Origin of the sequence: Bradyrhizobium sp. CIAT3101, from assembly GCF_029714945.1 — a bacterium.
In the GTDB taxonomy this organism is placed as follows: domain Bacteria; phylum Pseudomonadota; class Alphaproteobacteria; order Rhizobiales; family Xanthobacteraceae; genus Bradyrhizobium.
The window spans coordinates 3,296,790-3,313,471 of record NZ_CP121634.1; the positions used below are offsets into that span (position 1 = coordinate 3,296,790).

Sequence of the window (16,682 nt, forward strand, 5' to 3'; positions counted from 1 at the left end):
TTCCTTTTTGTAGAAGGCTGCCCATCTTAGGAGCGCGTCCCCATGCCGGGGATTTGGGAAACGAACATGAATTTCTCGCAATGGTCCCGCAGTCTGGTGAAGACGATTGCCGTCGTTCTGGCGCTCGCGCTGCCGACGGCGCTTGCGATCTCCTCCGCTGACGCCCGCGTTGGCGGCGGCGTCTCGTCGGGTTCGCGCGGTTCGCGGACCTTCTCGGCCCCGCCGTCGACCACGACCTCGCCGGGCTCAACCTCGCAATTCAACCGCACCTACAGCCAGCCGGGCGCCGGCATGAACACGGCTGCGCCCGCGCGCGGCGGCCTGTTCGGCCGCGGCGGCGGCTTCCTGGGTGGTCTAGCGGCCGGCTTCCTCGGCGCAGGCCTTCTGGGCATGCTGTTCGGGGGTGGCCTGTTCGGCGGCCTCGGCGGGCTCTCGTCGATCCTGGGTCTAATCATCCAGATCGTGCTCGTCGTGTTCGTGGTGCGGCTGGCGATGTCCTGGTGGCAGCGTCGCAACGCGCCGCAGGCGGCCTATGCCGGTGCTGACGGCAGCGCCGGTCAGGGGCCGCAGACGAACTATCGCAGCGGCCTCGGTGGTGGCCTTGGCGGTGGTCTTGGCTCGAGTCTTGGCGGCGGCTTCGGCTTCGGCGCCAACAACGCGCCGCTCGAGATCAAGCCGGACGATTACGAAGCATTCGAGCGTCTGCTTGGCGACATCCAGGCGGCCTGGTCGAACGAGGACGTCGCAAAGCTGCACACGCTCGCGACCCCGGAGATGGTCTCCTACTTCGAGAGGGATCTCGCAGAGAACCGCGCGCGCAATGCCGTCAACAAGGTGACCAACGTCAAGCTGTTGCAGGGCGATCTCGCGGAAGCCTGGCGCGAAGGCGAGACCGACTACGCGACGGTGGCGATGCGCTTCGCGCTCACCGACAAGACGGTCGACCGCAACACCGGCGCGATCGTCGCCGGCAGCGAGCAGCCGGGCGAAGTCACGGAAGTCTGGACGTTTGCTCGCCGCCCCGGCAGCGCCTGGGAATTGTCGGCGATCCAGCAGACCAACTGATCGCGCTCGACATGAGAAACCGAGGCGTCGTGCTTCCGGCACGGCGCCTTTTTCTTTTGGACGTCTCGCATCGCGGCATCGGAATAAGCGGGCGCGCGTCGGGTTGACATCAGGTGGCTAAATACAAATACAACTGGGAGGACAGGATGATCCGCATCGCAAGATCCGTGATGGTGTCAGGCCTCGCGCTCGCGGCAGCCTTGCTTGCGACGCCATCGGCGCAGGCGCAGTCGGCCGGCATGACGTTCTTCGTGACTTCCAACGGTCCGGGCAAGGGCGCCGATCTCGGCGGCCTCGATGGCGCCGATGCGCAGTGCCAGAAGCTGGCGCAGGCCGGCGGCGCCACTGCAAAAACCTGGCACGCCTATCTTTCGACGCAAGCGGCCGACGGCAAGCCCGCCGTCAACGCAAAAGACCGCATCGGCAAGGGACCGTGGCAGAACGCCAAGGGCGTGGTGGTCGCCAAGGACGTTGCCGACCTGCACAGCGCGGCCAACAATCTCACCAAGCAGACCGCGCTCAGCGAGAAGGGCGAGGTCATCAACGGCCGCGGCGACACGCCGAACCGGCATGACATCCTTACGGGATCGCAGGCCGACGGTACCGCCTTTGCCGCGGGTGAGGACAAGACCTGCAAGAACTGGACGTCGAGCACGCAAGGCGCGGCGATGCTCGGTCATGTCGACCGTCAAGGCCTGCGCGACGACGAGCCGTCAAAGTCCTGGAACAGCTCTCATCCCTCGCGCGGCCCCGATGGCGGCTGCTCGCAGGCCGATCTGAAGACCACCGGCGGCGACGGTCTGCTGTATTGTTTCGCGGCGAACTGAGCGACTGGGCCTCCTCCGTCACTGCGAGCCACCGGGTCCGCGCGAAGCGCGGCCCGATGACAGGCTCCGCGAAGCAATCCAGAGTCCCTCCGCGGTGACAGTCTGGATTGCTTCGCTTGCGCTCGCAATGACGTGTGGGGCCAATGGGACGCTCACGACGACGGGACTTGCGTCGCGTGCTAGGCTTGTCCTGCGCGCGTCTCAAAGGACTGTCTCATGAAATACGAGCTCTACTACTGGCCCGAGATCCAGGGCCGCGGTGAATATGTGCGGCTGGCGCTGGAGGAGGCGGGGGCGGCTTACGACGACGTCGCACGCGGCCCGCGTGGCTCGGCCGCGATGATGAAGATGATGGAGGCGCACAAGGGCACGCCGCCCTTTGCGCCGCCGTTTCTGAAAGCGGGCAAGCTCGTCATCGGACAGACCGCTAACATCCTGCTCTATCTCGGAGCCCGTCACGCCCTCGCGCCGAAGACGGAAGCAGGACAACTCTGGGTGCACCAGCTTCAGCTCACCATTACCGACCTCGTGGTCGAGATCCACGACACCCATCATCCGCTCGGGCCGTCGCTGTACTATGAGGACCAGAAGCCGCCGGCGAAGAAACGCACCGCCGAATTCTGGGACGAACGCGTACCGAAATATCTCGGCTATTTCGAACAGCTTCTCGACGACAATGGCGGCGCCTATGTCACAGGTCGGCGCCTGACTTACGTCGATCTCTCACTGTTCCAGATTGTCGCCGGCCTGCGCTATGCCTTCCCCAAGCGCATGAAGGCGTTCGAGAAGAATATCTCCGGCCTCGTCGGCCTGCACGACCGGATCGCGGCGCGGCCGAACATCAAGGCCTATCTCGCAAGCGAGCGCCGGATTCCGTTCAACGAGCAGGGCATCTTCCGGCGCTACCGCGAATTGGATCATTAGAGCGTTTTCGAGCGAAGTGGATACCGGTTCGCGTGAAGAAAACGCGTCAAAGCACGAAGCTTTAGCCGGTCCGGACGGAGGCTGGCGGCAGCTCCCGTTCCGGACCGGCCGCTTCGGGCGCGATCGGTCGCCCAAAGACGGGATGGCTCCCGACCGGCTGCGCGCGCTCGGGACCGGATCGATCGTCCGAGCGATCGGGAACGGGAGAGAGATCATGCTCGTCGGGGCAGGGGGGCTTGCAGAACATCATCGCCTCTCGCGCTGTGCATCCGGATCGGAATCGCGTGCAGGTGCGAGCCTTCTCTAGCGAGGTCCATTCGCCACGGCGTCAGTCGATCGGAGGACGCGCAGGTCTTTTCAGGAGGCGCCGATGTGACGCGCGCTCACCACAGTCCAGGCAGCACGCGGTAGCGCACGCGTGCCGCATAGTCGGCATAGCCGGCGAGGCCCGCGATCAGCGTGCGCTCCTCGATGCGGATGCGGACCGCAAGCAACGCCAGGAAGAGCGGCGCGATCGCCAATCCCCACAACGAGCCGAGGATCAGCGGCACGCTGGCAAAGAACAGAATCATGCCGCTGTACATGGGATGGCGGACATGGGCGTAGGGACCTGTCGAGATCACGCGCTGCGCGCGTTCGGTCTGCAGCTTCACCACGGGGGCGGCGAACGAATTCTCGCGAAAGACCCACAGCGTGAACAGTGTCGAGGTGAGGAACAGCACGAATCCGAGCACCTGCCATGCGATGGTCATGTGGGATGCAAGATGACGACGGTCGAGCCCCATCACGACGAGCCAGCCCAGCATCGCCACGACGAACGCGACCATGAAAACCTTGTCGGCCGCCGGCTGGTCTCTCTGAAGAACCGGGCGCAGACGTTCGGCCAGAAGCGCCGGATCGATCCGGTAGAGCCACCAGCCGCAGAGCGGGCCGAGCAGGACGGAGGTGACGAGAAATACCCACGCGCCGGGCCAATGCAGCGTGCCGGCGGCGGCAAACAGCAGCGCGCCCATTCCGGCGGTGAGAATGGTGTTCTGCAACAACAGGCGTGCGATCATGTTCGATCTGCCTCCATCACGCGCCGGGCCATTGATAGCACGCTTCCGGCCAACAAGCGGCCGGCGCGACGGTGTTGGCGTCAGATCTTGATGGGCGGTGTAAAGGCCGCCACGAGCCGCACCAGATCGGCCTGCCGTTTGGTTCCGGTCTTCGTGAAGATCCTGGCGAGGTGGGTCTTGATCGTCGTTTCGGCGACGCCCATGCTTTTGGCCACGTCTGGGACACCGCCGACCTCGACGATGGACAGGAACACGCGCAGCTCGGCCGGCGTCAGCTTGAAGAGCTTGCGGATGAGGTCGGGAGCAACGATCGTATCGATCGCCGCTTTGCTGACGAACAGGACGGCACAGGCCTCGTAGCCGGCGCCGAATGTTTTGCGGCGCCCGGCGGTCAGCGCCACGAGATGCCCCACATAATGCGATCCGTCGCGGGCCGCCAGATGCAGCGAGAGGCCCGCCCGGTCGCCGAGAGCCGTGCCCGCCAGAGCCTGCCGCAGCATGCGATCCGCATTCAGGTCGGACGTCACGAGCCGGCCATGGACCGATCGAAGCACGTCGGCTTCGTCCAGAATCTCCTGCGCGCTCGCGTTGGAGTGCGTGATGTGACCGTTGGCATCAAGCAGCAGGATGGCGGCTCGCAAGGCATCGAGCGTGCGGGCCGACGTCGCCTCCAATGCGTTCTGCTGTTGCAGCTTCTGCCGGATGTGCATCGCCCGCTGCATGTGCGGGGTGAGGTGAGAGATCACCCGATACATCTTGCGATCGACAGGACCGCCGGCCTTCATGATCGAGAGGCGGGATATTCCATCGCTGGACTTGTCGAGCAGGATGTTGGCGGCGTCCTCGAGACCCTGCGGCCGTGTCCAATCGTTGTAGAACATGGTCTTTCGGAATTCGTCGACGTCGATCCAGTCCCCGATGGTCTGGATCTGACCGACCGGCGCGTGGAGCACTGCGCGCGACGGATCGAACGGCTCGTAGGTTTCGATATAGGATCGAACATAGGCGAGATCGACACCGACGGCATGCGAGATCACGGCCTCGCCGCGAGCCCCGATCCGGACGAGGCCACCGCCCTGGCCGCCCGCGAGGTCGACGATACTGGCAAGCGTCATCGTCCACCGGGAATCGTCGAGCGCTGCGTCGTAGATGTTCCCCACCAGCGAGAGCAGCTCGTCATTCAGTTCCATTGGCGTGTCCCATGAACGCGTGGATGGACTCGTTCGGCCTCGCACATGAGCACGCCGGATGTGGAAATTTGATGAGCCGGATCACACTTCAGGGCTGGGAACAATCACGCCCGAGGCCAGCGGCGCGGCCCGGCGGGCTCGCTTCGCGATGCGTGAGATCAAACAAGGAGAGGCCGCGCTATCCGGCAAATCCGGACGCGCGAAAGGCCCGGTCAACCGGACCGGGCGATCCATCGCAGGCAAGCCGGATCAGGCGAGCTGATCGATCCGCGTGCCCTGGCCCGGCGGCAGCGGCGCGGGCGGCGTCGGTTGATAGGTCGGGTCGTTGTCCTTGGTCTTGGTCTGGTCGTCCGGCTGCTTGGTCGTGTCGTAGCTCGGGACCACGATCGTCACAGGCGGCGGCGCAACGCTGGAAACGCTCATCCACAAATCCTCACAGATTGAAACAATTGACCCTGCCCTGTGAGGGACGAAAGCTCCGTCAAGCCAATTGTTAAAATGCGAGGGATCTGGTGCGAAAAGGAAGGCGTTTTCGCGCCCGACATCACACTGCGCTCGCAATGACGGAGTCTGTGGCCGCTTGCGAAGCGACACATGCGTGTCGCGACTGCGGTGAGAGCAGCTCGGCCTACTCGTCCTTCGGCCGCGTGATCGTGATCGCGGCTTCCGTCTTGGTGCGCGTGCATTCCATGTTGAGGCGCTTGTAGCGCATCGTCACCTTGTCGCCGCGCAACAGGCCCATGCGCTTCAGGCAGCGCGTCGCGCCGGTCGTGGTGTCGTCCTTCGTCACCGTGAAGATGATCGCGGCCGCGGACGCCACCAGATCATAGAATTGCGGCGTCGGCTTGCGGTCGCCCTTGGCATAGAGCTCGTTGGAATAGGTCTGTCCCTGCGACCGGCAACCGAGCGACAGCTCCTTCGCTGCCGGGTGGGTGAGGTAGATGATATTGGCGGCCTTGAAGTTCACCTTCAGTCCGTCGATGCCGCCGGCGAGCTGCTTTGCGATGTCGTCGCACTGGTCCGCGCGCGCAGGCGCGGCGAGGGTCACAAGGCCGATGATTGCGGCGGCGACCACAATCGCGCCGCGGACGTGCAGTTTGAAAATCATGATGAAAAGCCCCTTGAGCGCGCGCATTCAACCGTCGCCGCGCGCGAAGCGCAAGGGGTGCAACCCGGCTTGATTGGGCACAACTACGACCCCCCTCTGATCGAAGGAGGGGGTAGGAAAATGGTCGCAATGGCCCCGAATCCGGATGCCCCGGCCGCGCCGGAACGCCTTCCCTTTGCGGCAAAAAAGCTTAGAACGCTTCTATGCTTAGAGGCCCGCGAGGGCTCCAGAACCCCGAGATTGCCCCCATGAACGCTCCCACCGCCTTCCCCGACGCCTCAAAACCCGTCCCGCCTTACAAGCACACCCCGCTGTTCCCGCTGGGCAAGGACGAGACGCCCTACAAGAAGATCACGGCCGAGGGCGTCCGGGTCGAGAAGGTCCTGGGCAAGGACATGCTGGTGGTGTCGCGTGAGGCGCTGCGGGCGCTGTCGGAGGCGGCTTTCGGCGACATCAACCATTATCTGCGCCCGGGCCATCTGAAGCAGCTCCGCGCGATCCTGGAGGACGGCGAGGCGAGCCCGAACGACAAGTTCGTGGCGCTGGACTTTCTGAAGAATGCCAACATCGCCGCCGGCGGCGTGCTGCCGATGTGCCAGGACACCGGCACCGCCATCATCATGGGCAAGAAGGGCTGCAACGTCATCACCGACGGTGACGACGAGGCGGCGCTGTCGGAAGGCGCGCGCGATGCCTATTTGCGCCGCAATCTGCGCTACTCGCAGGTCGCGCCGCTCTCGATGTACGAGGAGAAGAACACCGCCAACAACATGCCGGCGCAGTGCGAGATCTACGCCGAGGGCGACGACGCCTACAAGTTCATGTTCATGGCCAAGGGCGGCGGCTCCGCCAACAAGAGCTTCCTGTTCCAGGCCACGCCGTCCGTCCTGACCAAGGACCGGCTGCTCGCCTTCCTGAAGGAGAAGATCCTGACGCTGGGCACCGCTGCGTGCCCGCCTTATCACCTTGCCATCGTGATCGGCGGCACCTCGGCCGAGCTCTGCATGAAGACGGTGAAGCTGGCGTCGGCGCGCTATCTCGATGCGCTGCCGACCCACGGCTCGCCCGACGGCAACGCCTTCCGCGACGTCGAGATGGAGAAGGAAATCCACAAGATGACGCAGTCGCTCGGCGTCGGCGCGCAGTTCGGCGGAAAATATTTCTGCCACGACGTGCGCGTGATCCGCATGCCGCGCCACGGCGCCTCGCTGCCGATCGGGCTCGGCGTGTCCTGCTCAGCCGACCGCCAGGTGCTCGGCAAGATCACCAAGGACGGCGTCTATCTCGAGGAGCTCGAGCACAACCCCGCGCAATATCTGCCGCAGGTCGAGGAGTCGCTCGGCGGCGAGGTCGTCAAGATCGACCTCAACCAGCCGATGAAGGACATCCTTGCGACGTTCTCCAAGAACCCGATCAAGACCCGGGTCTCGATGACCGGCACCATGATCGTCGCGCGCGATAGCGCCCATGCGAAGCTGCGCGAGCGGCTCGAGAAGGGCGAGCCGCTGCCGGATTACTTCAAGAACCATCCGGTCTATTACGCCGGTCCCGCCAAGACGCCCGAGGGCTACGCCTCCGGCGCGTTCGGCCCGACCACGGCGGGCCGCATGGACTCCTTCGTCGACCAGTTCCAGGCCGCGGGCGGCTCGATGGTGATGGTGGCCAAGGGCAATCGCGCGCCTGCCGTGCGCGAGGCCTGCAAGAAATATGGCGGCTTCTATCTCGGCTCGATCGGCGGTGCGGCGGCGAACCTCGCCGAGCACTGCATCAAGAAGGTCGAGGTGCTCGAATATCCCGAGCTCGGCATGGAAGCGATCTGGCGCATCGAAGTCGTCGACTTCCCGGCCTTCATCATCATCGATGATAAGGGGAACGACTTCTTCAAGGAATTGAATCTGGGCTAGCCTGCTTTCACCTCTCCCCGCTTGCGGGGAGAGGTGAAAGAGCTAGCTGCAATTCGTGACCTGGTTGGAGCACAGCGCGCGCCACCAGCCGCGGACGCCGTCCTCGCTCTCGACCAGGCCCCAGAGGCCACTGCACGCAAAGATGCGCTTCGGCCCGCCGTCGGTGTCGATCGCGCCGCCGAGCTCGCGCTGGGCAGGCATCCATTTGGCATCGACGAACGGCGCCTGAAACAGGCCGCCCATGCGCGTTGCGCCATTGGCGTAGGACGCGCCGACTTTGTTGGAAGCGACCCAGCCGCGGCCCGCGTAAGGCTTCGGCGCGCTGTGCGGATACCGCTTCTCGTCCTCGTAATCCTTGCCGGGCGGCCTCGCGCCTTCGATCAGGAACCAGCCGTCCCGAAAGCCGATGATGCGGAATTCGGTGAGCCAGCCGCCATCGGGCGTGTTCTCGGCGCCGCCAAGCTTGAGCCGGTAAGGCGGCGGCAGGGTCCCGAGCACGCGCGCCTTCGCTGAAGGCTCGGCGCGGACGTTGAGGCCGTTCGGATCCTTGTCGATCGACCAGGCGCCGAGATCGCAGGGCTCGGTACGTTCGGGCAGTGTTGCCCGCTTGGCGGCGAGATCGGCATGCAATTTTGCGAAATCGGTGTCGTCGTTGTCAGGATCCGGCGCGGCACGCGGCTTCAGTTCGGCTGACAGTGCACGCGTTGCATCCGGCGTCAGCGTGACGACGAGGGCCTGGCGCGCGGCGAACACGCTTGCCGGTGTCTTCGGATCGTTCGACGACGCAGGATAGACGGCGAGATAGCCGGTCGAACCTTCGGTCTTGTAGGCGGTGCCGGCAACGTAGCCTGCCGGCACCATGGCGAGCGCGCTTGCGCGCCACGCCGGTTGAGTGTCATCCGCACGCGCCGCTTGTGCCGCGACACACAGGATCACTGCCGCGATACGATGGAGGGCACGCATGAATGCCGCGCGGGCTTACGCGCGCGCGCCGGTGAACGGGAAGCTGCCCATCGGGCCGATGCCCATCTCGCCGCTCATGCTGTCGCCGGAAACCTTGCCTATGAACTCGAGCGTCAACGGCATCGGATTGGTGATGGAGACCTTCCAGTTGACGGCGTCGCCGCTGACGGTGCCGTCGAAGATCTCGGCGGTATTGCCTTCCGCGCCCTGCGTGCCCGTGAGCGTGCCGCCCGCTTCCTTCAGGCTCAGCGTCGCCTGGCGTTCGCCCATCGGCGTCGTCATGGTCAGATTCCAGTTGCCGTCCACGGCCATTCGCGTCTCCCGAACAATGTCCCGGCGGGCTGCGATGATCCGCAACCAGTCCTGGGTCGAGCGTATAGCGCAACTTGGCTCGCGCGCCTAACGTGCCTTCAACGCTTCTTGGGGCGGCATTCAGGCGCGGGCGGCGGCGCGTCGGCGGCTGGTGACGACGAGCCTGAACACCACGTACTGCACGGCAAAGGCGAGGGCCTTGGCGCCACCTGCGACCGCCGAGATGTAGAACGCCCACAGCTTCAGATCGCCGGTGGCGGCGACCGCGATCGTGCCGGCGCCGAGGACGAACATCAGCGCGGCCCAGGCATAGCCCGCGGCGGTGACGTATTCCGGCGCGGTCTCGACCACGATCGGCGGCATGTAGCGCAGCATCCAGCCGCGCTTGAGCATGATCGCGCCGATCGCGAAATGCGCGATCGCAGGCTTGGCCAGCATGAAGCGGGGATCGTTGGTCAGCAGCGTGACGGTGCCGAGCACGATGACGAGCGCGACGCTCGCATAGGTCATGTAGCCGAGCTCGCGCCCCTTGATGCGGGCATGGACCACTTGCGCGATCGCGCCGGCAATCGCGACCGATGTCGCGAGGATGACGTTGTCGGTGACGAGGTAGATCACCAGGAAGACGATGGCCGAGAGGAAGTCGGAGGCGAGGCGGGCGAATACGTCCTTCATGGTCGGTCCTGTCTCACTGCGCTTCGGTGAGCGCGCCGGCGGGCGCACCATACTTGATCTGGCGATATTCGGGATACCATTTGGTGAAGTAGATCGCGCTGTTGCGGGCGGCGAAGGCAACTGCAAGGCCGAGCCAAACCGGCAGGCCCGGGAAGTAGAGCAGCACGATGTTGGCGGCCATCATCAGCAGCGCGGCGACGGTCCACGCGCCGGTGATGATGTAATTGGCGGTGAGGAAGCCGGGCATCGCCGCGGTCTCGGCCGGCACGGATTCGATCGCGTATTGTAGCGTGAACGGCCGGCGCGCCAGCATCGAGCCGAGTGAGATGACGAAGATGCCGATATCGACCGAGAGCTTGACGCCGAGGCTGCCGAGCTTCGGATCGAACAGCACGAGGGTGAGGCCGATGCCGGCGAACAGGATCGCCGAGCCCGCGGCCAGGATCTTCACCGAGCGGCCGCAGGCCACGTCGACCGCGATGGTCGCAAGGCAGATGGCGGAGGCCACGAACACGCTGGTCGCGGCCGACGTCACCATCATCAGGAAGGTATAGACGCCGTAGGGGGCAAGGATCAGGAAGATCGTCATGGTCGCCTCGGTCGAACCAATCTTTACGATGTCAAGATTGATAGTTCAGGGTCGGCGCCGGGTCAAGCGAAATCTTTACAGTGTCAAAATGATATGGATGACCTGTAAAAATTCAATTGTTGCAATGGCTTGATCCGATATTTCGTCGGCGACGGCCGCCCAGGGCAGGCGCGACAGGATGGTCAGCGCGGTGCTGATCAGCAGGCCGATGGTCAGGAAGATGCTGCCGCCGCGGCAGATCGTGAATTTGAGCGAGCCCGGCGTCGCGTACATGCCAAGCGGATGCAGCAGCCGCGACAGCACCAGCGCACCCATCAACAGGTGAATGCGCAAGGGCGATGCGCCGGACATTTCGAGAAACGCGACCATCAGCGTGATGATCGGAACGTATTCCATGAAATTGCCATGGGCACGGATCGCGCTGCGCAGGCCTTCACTGCCGCCATCGTTGAACGGGGCGTTGCTGTTTCGCCGCAGCCGGATCACTTGCAGCGCAAGCGCGGCGTAGATCAGCGCGAGGATCGCGAGATAGTTCGCCGTGATCGAGGGCATGTGCATGCGAGGCCTCGCTGGTGGTGCAACCGCAACGACAGGGGAGGGAGCTACTGCGCTCCCACCCAATTGCCGTGAAAGCCGTCGGGCACGCGATGGCCGAGCTGCACCAGCGCGGCGGGGCCGGCCTCGATGTCGGTGGCGTTGAACACGGCGAGGTCGCTGCGGTTTTCCCGCGCGCGCCAGACCACCGCCAGCAGCCAGCCGTCGCCTTCCTCCGCATCCTTCGATCGCTCGACGAACACGGGCTCGGAGATGGTGTCGCCGGCCGGCAGCAGATATTGCCCGAGCCGCTTGCCGGTGCCGTCGACGTGGACGATGCCTGATAACGCGCCGAACATCTGCATTCGCGGATTGGCGCAGGCGTACCAGCCGTGACGGCTCTTCAAGCCGGCGCGGCGATCGTCGATGCGGGGGAATTCGCCGGTGACGTCGTCGAGATAAGTCTGCTGAAAGCGGTCGGTATTGCCGGAGAGATCGAACGTCCAGCGACAATGGCGCGCGAATGATTTGTCGGGATTGGTCGGCCTTCCGTCGGGATGCGGAAACAGCGGCGCTTCCTCGAACTGCATGACGTCGGCGACGATGCGGTCACCGTCCTCCCAGGCATTCATGACGTGGAAGACGTAGCAGGCCTCGGCGCGGAACCAGACGATGTCCTTCGCCGTTCCATTGCGCTTCATCACGCCGACGTAGGAGCCCTTCTCCGGCTCCCAGGCATAGGGCGGCTTGCCGCTCATCGCGCGCTCCATGCTGCCGGTGATCGGCAGGACTGGAAACAGCACGTGATTCCTGGTGACGATGAAGTCGTGCACCATGCTGGCATAGGGTGTGTCGAAACGCTCGAAGCGCGTCACCTTGCCGCTTGCGTCGATCGATCCGTAGGAGAGGGCGGGTGTCAGCGGTCCCGCCGCATTGTAGCCGAAGAACACCAGCTCGCCCGTGACCGGATCGACCTTCGGATGCGCGGTGAAGGCGCCCGCGATGCGGTTCTGATAAGTGTGATAGCCGCGCGTGGCCAGCGTGCCCGGCTCGATTTCGGTCGGCAGATGTCCCTCTTCCAGTGCGAGCAGCTTGCCGGCATGGAAGACGATGTTGGTGTTGGCGACGCCGCCGTCCGTGACGTGAGCGGGCGTGTCCGGCAACCTGCTGCCAAAACCCTTGCCGAAGAACGCACGGCCGGCGTCGTGCTCAGCCTGCCATTTAGGGGTGCGGACCCAGCGGTTGCGGTAGCTGGCGCGGCCATTCTCCAGATGAAAGGCATGCAGCATGCCGTCGCCGACGAACCAGTGCGCACCCGGCACCTCGAACTGCGGATTGGGGCCGTTGCGATAGAGCGTGCCGTTCAGCTCGCGCGGCAATTCGCCGACGACCTTGAGGAAAGGCGCATCCGCCTCGAACGGAATCGGCGCGATATTGTTGCGGCGCTCGGTGACGGCGTCCTGCTGCACGGCGTATCCTCCTTATCTTTACATCGTAAAGATTCCATAGGGCCATGCGCGGCTTCCGTCAAGTGAAATCTTTACACTGTCAATATTGCGTCATATAGCTTGCAAATGGCCAAGACCGACACCAAGGGCGAAACCGCGCGAAGCCTGCGCACCCCGAAAAAGACATCGCCGGCATCTCGCGCCGCGCGCCGTCCGGCGAGCGCGAAGGCCGAGACGCCCTATCATCACGGCGCCTTGCGCGAGGCGCTGCTGCAGGCAGCTGAGCGGGTGCTGGAACGCGACGGGCTCGGCGGCCTGACGCTGCGTGCGGTGGCGCGCGAGGCGGGCGTCTCGCATGCCGCGCCGACCCATCATTTCGGCGATCTCACCGGCCTCGTCAGCGAGCTCGCCGCGATCGGCTTCCGCCAGTTCAACGCGGCGATGGCGTCGGCCTGCGATGCGGCCACCTCGCCGCTGGAGCGGGCGCTGGCGCGGCCCAAAGCCTATGTCGCCTATGCCCAGGCCCATCCCGGCATGTACGGCCTGATGTTCCGCACCGAGCGGCTCGACTATTCCAGGCCCTCGCTGCAGGAGGCCGCGGAATCCTCCTTTGCCGGTCTGGCCAATGCCATCGGCGCGATGCGGCAGGAGCCGATCAGCGGCGATGCACTGACCATCGAGCAGGGCGCTGCGATCGCAAGGGCCTGGTCGATGGTGCACGGCTTCACCATGCTGCTGCTCGACGGTCGGCTCGAGGATATCCTGGAGCGGCTGCCTGATGGCACGACGGCCGAGCAGCTGCTGGAAGCGATCCTGAAGTCGACGGTGGCGGGCAGGCTGTCCGCTTCTTGATCAGGCGGCAGATCGCAACGTTAGCGACATTTGGTTGCCGGGCAGCGGAACTCGCGGCCCTGCACATCTTTCATTGTGGGCAAGGTTCGAAACGCGCTTTCGATAGACCTGACAGCGGCGCGGAATCGTTCTAGAAGGGCGGCTTCGCTTGGGCTCATGCAGCCTGGTTCGCGTCCTCGTCACAATCGATCATGCCAGTCACCGCTTCCAGCAAATCCTATCGTGTCGGCCGCTCCAAGACGGGACTCGGCCTCTTCGCCACCATGCCGATCAAGAAAGGCACCCGGATCATCCGTTATTTCGGACCGATCCTGGACTGCCGAATCCCTGCGCAGGACGACATCGAGAACAAATATCTGTTCGAGCTCAACAACCGCTGGACCATCGACGGCTCGGTGCGCAAGAACCTCGCGCGCTACATCAACCATTCCTGCCGGCCCAACGCCGAATCGGACGTCCGTCCGCGCGAGCGCAAGGTCTTCATCCGCGCCATCAAGAACATCGAGCCGGGCGACGAGATCAACTACGACTACGGCACCGACTATTTCAAAGCCTATCTGAAGCCGATCGGCTGCAAGTGCCCCTCCTGCGAAAACAAGCGCAAGAAGCAGCGCGCCGAGGCCCGTGCCGAACGCGCCAAGGTCAAGGCCCGTGCCGAGCGCAAGGCGCAGAAGGCCGGCGCGAAAACCACCGCGGTGAAAAAGAAGAAGCTGAACGGCAAGCATTTTGCCGGCAAGGTCGGCCGCGGCAAAGTTTAGGTCCCGTTCGACCGCCGCCGGCGGCCTCGTGTCCCGAACGCAACGCCGCGCCACTTTGGCGCTGCCCAGCAACGCTAACCGCGCTGTGCGTCCGGGACACGTGAGTGTCACGCCACCACCACACTCCCGCTCTTCCGCAACCCCACATATTGCAGTTCGGCGAACACGCCGGTCGCAATCGCCTGCGCGACGACCATCAACTCGCCGCCGAGGTTCGGCGACACCGCGCCGGAGAACAGCAGCGCGATGCTGCCGACGGTCCAGGCGGCGTTGCCGACCACGACCAGCAGCACGAGTGGCTTCGGCACCGCCGTGCGTGAGGCGAGCCAGCCGACCAGCGCGGTGTAGGCGATCAGGAACAGACCGGTTTCCCGCAACAGCGCCTCGGGCAGGTTGAACAGCGTGGCGAACGCGCCGGCGCCGAAAGTGAAGCCGAGCGCGGCGACGCCGCTGAAGACGGCGTCGGCGAGCAGGGCACGGCGCAGGAAGGTGGATGCGTCAATCATCGTCGGACTCCTTGGTTGGGTTGGGCTTTGGGTGAACTTGGGGTGAACTCAATGCAGTCCGCGCCACCAGGCACGGAGCAGGCGGGCGAGGCGGAACGGGCAGAGGCTCCTACCGACGCTGTGCTCGAAGGCGGTGACCTGGGCGACGACATAGTCGCCGGTCGAATGCACCAGCGGCTCCGGCATGTTGAGGCTGCGGGCCAGCATCCGGGTCGCGAGCGTCATCGCCCAGGGAAGAAGGTGGTCTGCAAGGGTTCGGTAGAGCAGCAGCGCGATCATGGTCATCTCCTGTGCTCGGGAAGATGCGCCGGTGGGGGACCCAATTCGATTACCTCGGGGGTAATGGATGGGCCGAAATGCGCGTGGTAGGTTTTCGACCATGAACGCACATGCATCCACGGCACGCACTGAGCCCAGCCAGCCGGTCCATATCGGCGACCATTTGCGCGAATGGCGGCAGCGCCGCCGCATGAGCCAGCTCGATCTCGCCGGTGAGGCGGAGATTTCCGCGCGCCATCTCAGCTTCGTCGAGACCGGACGCGCCGCGCCCTCGCGCGAGATGGTGCTGCGGCTGGCCGAGCGTCTCGACGTGCCCTTGCGCGAACGCAACGTGCTGCTGGTCGCCGCAGGCTTCGCGCCGGCCTTTCCGCAGCGCCCGCTGGAGGATCCCGCCTTGAAATCAGCCCGGCAGGCCATCGACCTCGTGCTCAGAGCGCATGAGCCCAATCCGGCGCTGGCCTATGACCGGCACTGGAATCTGGTGACCGCCAATCGCATGGTGGCACCGCTGCTGCAGGGCGTTCCGGAGCGGTTGCTGGGCCAGCCTTTCAACGTGTTGCGGCTTGCGTTTCATCCGGAGGGGCTGGCACCGCGCACGGTCAATCTCGCGGAATGGTGCGCGCATCTGCTCGAGCGCCTGCACCGGCAATGCGAGGCGACGGCCGATCCGGAACTGGTCAAGCTCTACCACGACCTCAAGAGCTATCCGATCCCGGCGCGCTCGGGCCCGCTGTCGAGCGATAATGTCGCGATCCCCTTCAAGCTGCGCCATGACGGCGGGATACTAAGTTTCTTCTCCACCACCATGGTGTTCGGCACGCCGGTCGATATCACCCTGTCGGAGCTGGCGCTGGAGACGTTCTTTCCGGCCGACGAGCGGACCGCGGCATGGCTGAAGCAGACGGCGGCAAATATGGCCTAGCACGCTCATCGAGTCCCCTTGCCTCGGGCGGCGTTCGGCTTATCTTCCGACAAAACCGCACCGCCCCAAATTCTTGCCGCCCAAAGGAGGCGCTCATGAGCACGCTGAAACCGCTCCAGATCGATGTCGTCTCCGACGTGGTGTGCCCGTGGTGCTATATCGGCAAGCACAGGATCGAGAGCGCGCTCGCGCTCGTCCCCGATGTTCCGGTCAAGCTGAATTTCCGCCCGTTCTTCCTCAATCCCTGGGTGCCGCGCGAAGGCATCAGCCGCGAGGACTATCTCACCCAGAAGTTCGGTTCGGTCGAGGCCTATAAGGGCATTGCCGGCCGCGTGGTCGCTGCGGCAAGCGAGGAGGGTCTCGTCTACAAGCCCGAGCTCGTCGCGCGCCAGCCCAACACGACCGATTGCCACCGCCTGATCCTGTGGGCCGAAGCGATCGGCAAGGCGCCCGAGATGAAGCAGCGCCTGATGGAGCTGTATTTCCGCGACGGCGGCGATCTCACCGACGTCAACGTGCTGGTGCAGGCCGCGGCCGATATCGGCCTCGATGCCGACGACGTGCGCAAGCGCCTCGCCACCGACGAGGATGTCGCACGCGTGTCAGCCGACGCGCAGGAGGCTGCCGAGAAGGGCATCTCCGGCGTGCCGACCTACGTGTTCGCGCAGAAATACGCCGTCTCCGGCGCGCAGGATCCGAACCTGCTCGCGCGCGCCATCCGCCAGGTCTCGGCGGAGATCAACGCGCAGGCGGCGGAGTAGCGAACGC

The 16,682-nt window shown here is 64.8% G+C and carries 21 protein-coding genes; 9 read left to right on the forward strand and 12 right to left on the reverse strand.

Annotation, left to right across the window (positions count from 1 at the left end; all coding sequences use genetic code 11):
* Positions 1–42 precede the first annotated feature (42 nt).
* The 3 genes from QA645_RS15340 to QA645_RS15350 all read left to right on the forward strand — a co-directional run bounded on the left by QA645_RS15340 (position 43) and on the right by QA645_RS15350 (position 2,816).
* Entirely contained in the window at positions 43–1,065 is a 1,023-nt protein-coding gene (locus tag QA645_RS15340) for a Tim44 domain-containing protein (protein WP_283051246.1), read from the forward strand.
* Between the two features lie 146 nt (positions 1,066–1,211).
* Positions 1,212–1,892, forward strand: coding sequence for a lectin (locus QA645_RS15345; RefSeq protein ID WP_283051248.1), 681 nt, complete (start codon positions 1,212–1,214; stop codon positions 1,890–1,892).
* A 216-nt stretch (positions 1,893–2,108) separates the two neighbouring features.
* Entirely contained in the window at positions 2,109–2,816 is a 708-nt protein-coding gene (locus QA645_RS15350) for a glutathione S-transferase (RefSeq protein ID WP_283051249.1), read from the forward strand.
* A 383-nt stretch (positions 2,817–3,199) separates the two neighbouring features.
* On the opposite strand, the gene QA645_RS15355 is transcribed toward QA645_RS15350, so the two are convergent.
* Positions 3,200–3,874 carry an isoprenylcysteine carboxylmethyltransferase family protein gene (locus tag QA645_RS15355; RefSeq protein ID WP_283051251.1) on the reverse strand — a complete coding sequence of 225 codons (675 nt, stop codon included), beginning with the start codon at positions 3,872–3,874 and terminating at the stop codon, positions 3,200–3,202.
* Between the two features lie 80 nt (positions 3,875–3,954).
* The gene (locus QA645_RS15360) at positions 3,955–5,064 is read right to left on the reverse strand and encodes a LuxR C-terminal-related transcriptional regulator (protein ID WP_283051253.1); all 1,110 of its coding nucleotides are present in this window, start codon (positions 5,062–5,064) and stop codon (positions 3,955–3,957) included.
* 58 nt (positions 5,065–5,122) lie between these two features.
* Between QA645_RS15360 and QA645_RS15365 the strand changes: the two genes are divergently transcribed.
* Positions 5,123–5,326, forward strand: a complete 204-nt coding sequence (locus tag QA645_RS15365) for a hypothetical protein (RefSeq protein ID WP_283051255.1) — start codon at positions 5,123–5,125, stop codon at positions 5,324–5,326.
* Here QA645_RS15365 and QA645_RS15370 read toward each other — a convergent pair.
* Together QA645_RS15370 and QA645_RS15375 are read right to left on the reverse strand one after the other, a co-directional pair.
* Positions 5,314–5,487 (reverse strand): hypothetical protein, encoded by a 174-nt coding sequence (locus tag QA645_RS15370; RefSeq protein WP_237865641.1) that lies wholly within the window; start codon positions 5,485–5,487, stop codon positions 5,314–5,316. The genes QA645_RS15365 and QA645_RS15370 overlap by 13 nt on opposite strands.
* Positions 5,488–5,692: 205 nt before the next feature.
* Positions 5,693–6,172, reverse strand: a complete 480-nt coding sequence (locus QA645_RS15375) for a hypothetical protein (RefSeq protein WP_254194464.1) — start codon at positions 6,170–6,172, stop codon at positions 5,693–5,695.
* A 248-nt stretch (positions 6,173–6,420) separates the two neighbouring features.
* Between QA645_RS15375 and QA645_RS15380 the strand changes: the two genes are divergently transcribed.
* The gene (locus QA645_RS15380) at positions 6,421–8,076 is read left to right on the forward strand and encodes a fumarate hydratase (RefSeq protein WP_283051260.1); all 1,656 of its coding nucleotides are present in this window, start codon (positions 6,421–6,423) and stop codon (positions 8,074–8,076) included.
* A 42-nt stretch (positions 8,077–8,118) separates the two neighbouring features.
* On the opposite strand, the gene QA645_RS15385 is transcribed toward QA645_RS15380, so the two are convergent.
* The 6 genes from QA645_RS15385 to QA645_RS15410 form a co-directional block, all read right to left on the reverse strand.
* Positions 8,119–9,039: an SH3 domain-containing protein gene (locus tag QA645_RS15385; RefSeq protein ID WP_283051262.1), complete on the reverse strand. Its 921-nt coding sequence runs from the start codon at positions 9,037–9,039 to the stop codon at positions 8,119–8,121.
* Positions 9,040–9,054: 15 nt separating this feature from the next.
* Complete coding sequence (locus QA645_RS15390) at positions 9,055–9,351, reverse strand: hypothetical protein (RefSeq protein ID WP_254132555.1); 297 nt, start codon at positions 9,349–9,351, stop codon at positions 9,055–9,057.
* Positions 9,352–9,471: 120 nt separating this feature from the next.
* Complete coding sequence (locus tag QA645_RS15395) at positions 9,472–10,026, reverse strand: septation protein IspZ (protein ID WP_254132554.1); 555 nt, start codon at positions 10,024–10,026, stop codon at positions 9,472–9,474.
* A gap of 13 nt (positions 10,027–10,039) precedes the next feature.
* A complete protein-coding gene (locus QA645_RS15400; RefSeq protein WP_283051264.1) occupies positions 10,040–10,615 on the reverse strand; it encodes a hypothetical protein in 576 nt (191 codons plus the stop codon).
* 75 nt (positions 10,616–10,690) lie between these two features.
* Complete coding sequence (locus QA645_RS15405) at positions 10,691–11,173, reverse strand: MAPEG family protein (RefSeq protein WP_283051265.1); 483 nt, start codon at positions 11,171–11,173, stop codon at positions 10,691–10,693.
* Between the two features lie 44 nt (positions 11,174–11,217).
* The gene (locus tag QA645_RS15410; RefSeq protein WP_283051267.1) at positions 11,218–12,618 is read right to left on the reverse strand and encodes a carotenoid oxygenase family protein; all 1,401 of its coding nucleotides are present in this window, start codon (positions 12,616–12,618) and stop codon (positions 11,218–11,220) included.
* A 105-nt stretch (positions 12,619–12,723) separates the two neighbouring features.
* On the opposite strand from QA645_RS15410, the gene QA645_RS15415 reads away from it, so the two are divergent.
* On the forward strand, positions 12,724–13,449 hold the full coding sequence (locus tag QA645_RS15415; protein ID WP_283051269.1) for a WHG domain-containing protein: 726 nt from the start codon (positions 12,724–12,726) through the stop codon (positions 13,447–13,449).
* 191 nt (positions 13,450–13,640) lie between these two features.
* The gene (locus tag QA645_RS15420) at positions 13,641–14,207 is read left to right on the forward strand and encodes an SET domain-containing protein (protein WP_254132549.1); all 567 of its coding nucleotides are present in this window, start codon (positions 13,641–13,643) and stop codon (positions 14,205–14,207) included.
* A 107-nt stretch (positions 14,208–14,314) separates the two neighbouring features.
* Here QA645_RS15420 and QA645_RS15425 read toward each other — a convergent pair whose 3' ends face one another.
* Together QA645_RS15425 and QA645_RS15430 are read right to left on the reverse strand one after the other, a co-directional pair.
* Positions 14,315–14,713 carry a hypothetical protein gene (locus QA645_RS15425; protein ID WP_283051273.1) on the reverse strand — a complete coding sequence of 133 codons (399 nt, stop codon included), beginning with the start codon at positions 14,711–14,713 and terminating at the stop codon, positions 14,315–14,317.
* Between the two features lie 48 nt (positions 14,714–14,761).
* Positions 14,762–14,992: a hypothetical protein gene (locus QA645_RS15430; protein WP_254135461.1), complete on the reverse strand. Its 231-nt coding sequence runs from the start codon at positions 14,990–14,992 to the stop codon at positions 14,762–14,764.
* 100 nt (positions 14,993–15,092) lie between these two features.
* Between QA645_RS15430 and QA645_RS15435 the strand changes: the two genes are divergently transcribed.
* Positions 15,093–15,914, forward strand: coding sequence for a helix-turn-helix transcriptional regulator (locus QA645_RS15435; protein ID WP_254132547.1), 822 nt, complete (start codon positions 15,093–15,095; stop codon positions 15,912–15,914).
* 95 nt (positions 15,915–16,009) lie between these two features.
* Positions 16,010–16,675: a DsbA family oxidoreductase gene (locus QA645_RS15440; protein ID WP_254194455.1), complete on the forward strand. Its 666-nt coding sequence runs from the start codon at positions 16,010–16,012 to the stop codon at positions 16,673–16,675.
* Positions 16,676–16,682: the final 7 nt, after the last annotated feature.

Coding starts and splice junctions, on each gene's coding strand:
- QA645_RS15380 (WP_283051260.1), top strand. CDS start 6,421: ATGAACGCTCCCACCGCCTTCCCCGACGCCTCAAAACCCGTCCCGCCT.
- QA645_RS15420 (WP_254132549.1), top strand. CDS start 13,641: ATGCCAGTCACCGCTTCCAGCAAATCCTATCGTGTCGGCCGCTCCAAG.
- QA645_RS15350 (WP_283051249.1), top strand. CDS start 2,109: ATGAAATACGAGCTCTACTACTGGCCCGAGATCCAGGGCCGCGGTGAA.
- QA645_RS15415 (WP_283051269.1), top strand. CDS start 12,724: ATGGCCAAGACCGACACCAAGGGCGAAACCGCGCGAAGCCTGCGCACC.
- QA645_RS15375 (WP_254194464.1), bottom strand. CDS start 6,172: ATGATTTTCAAACTGCACGTCCGCGGCGCGATTGTGGTCGCCGCCGCA.
- QA645_RS15425 (WP_283051273.1), bottom strand. CDS start 14,713: ATGATTGACGCATCCACCTTCCTGCGCCGTGCCCTGCTCGCCGACGCC.
- QA645_RS15435 (WP_254132547.1), top strand. CDS start 15,093: ATGAACGCACATGCATCCACGGCACGCACTGAGCCCAGCCAGCCGGTC.
- QA645_RS15405 (WP_283051265.1), bottom strand. CDS start 11,173: ATGCACATGCCCTCGATCACGGCGAACTATCTCGCGATCCTCGCGCTG.
- QA645_RS15395 (WP_254132554.1), bottom strand. CDS start 10,026: ATGAAGGACGTATTCGCCCGCCTCGCCTCCGACTTCCTCTCGGCCATC.
- QA645_RS15345 (WP_283051248.1), top strand. CDS start 1,212: ATGATCCGCATCGCAAGATCCGTGATGGTGTCAGGCCTCGCGCTCGCG.
- QA645_RS15360 (WP_283051253.1), bottom strand. CDS start 5,064: ATGGAACTGAATGACGAGCTGCTCTCGCTGGTGGGGAACATCTACGAC.
- QA645_RS15440 (WP_254194455.1), top strand. CDS start 16,010: ATGAGCACGCTGAAACCGCTCCAGATCGATGTCGTCTCCGACGTGGTG.
- QA645_RS15390 (WP_254132555.1), bottom strand. CDS start 9,351: ATGGCCGTGGACGGCAACTGGAATCTGACCATGACGACGCCGATGGGC.
- QA645_RS15340 (WP_283051246.1), top strand. CDS start 43: ATGCCGGGGATTTGGGAAACGAACATGAATTTCTCGCAATGGTCCCGC.
- QA645_RS15365 (WP_283051255.1), top strand. CDS start 5,123: ATGTGGAAATTTGATGAGCCGGATCACACTTCAGGGCTGGGAACAATC.
- QA645_RS15370 (WP_237865641.1), bottom strand. CDS start 5,487: ATGAGCGTTTCCAGCGTTGCGCCGCCGCCTGTGACGATCGTGGTCCCG.
- QA645_RS15430 (WP_254135461.1), bottom strand. CDS start 14,992: ATGATCGCGCTGCTGCTCTACCGAACCCTTGCAGACCACCTTCTTCCC.
- QA645_RS15400 (WP_283051264.1), bottom strand. CDS start 10,615: ATGACGATCTTCCTGATCCTTGCCCCCTACGGCGTCTATACCTTCCTG.
- QA645_RS15355 (WP_283051251.1), bottom strand. CDS start 3,874: ATGATCGCACGCCTGTTGTTGCAGAACACCATTCTCACCGCCGGAATG.
- QA645_RS15385 (WP_283051262.1), bottom strand. CDS start 9,039: ATGCGTGCCCTCCATCGTATCGCGGCAGTGATCCTGTGTGTCGCGGCA.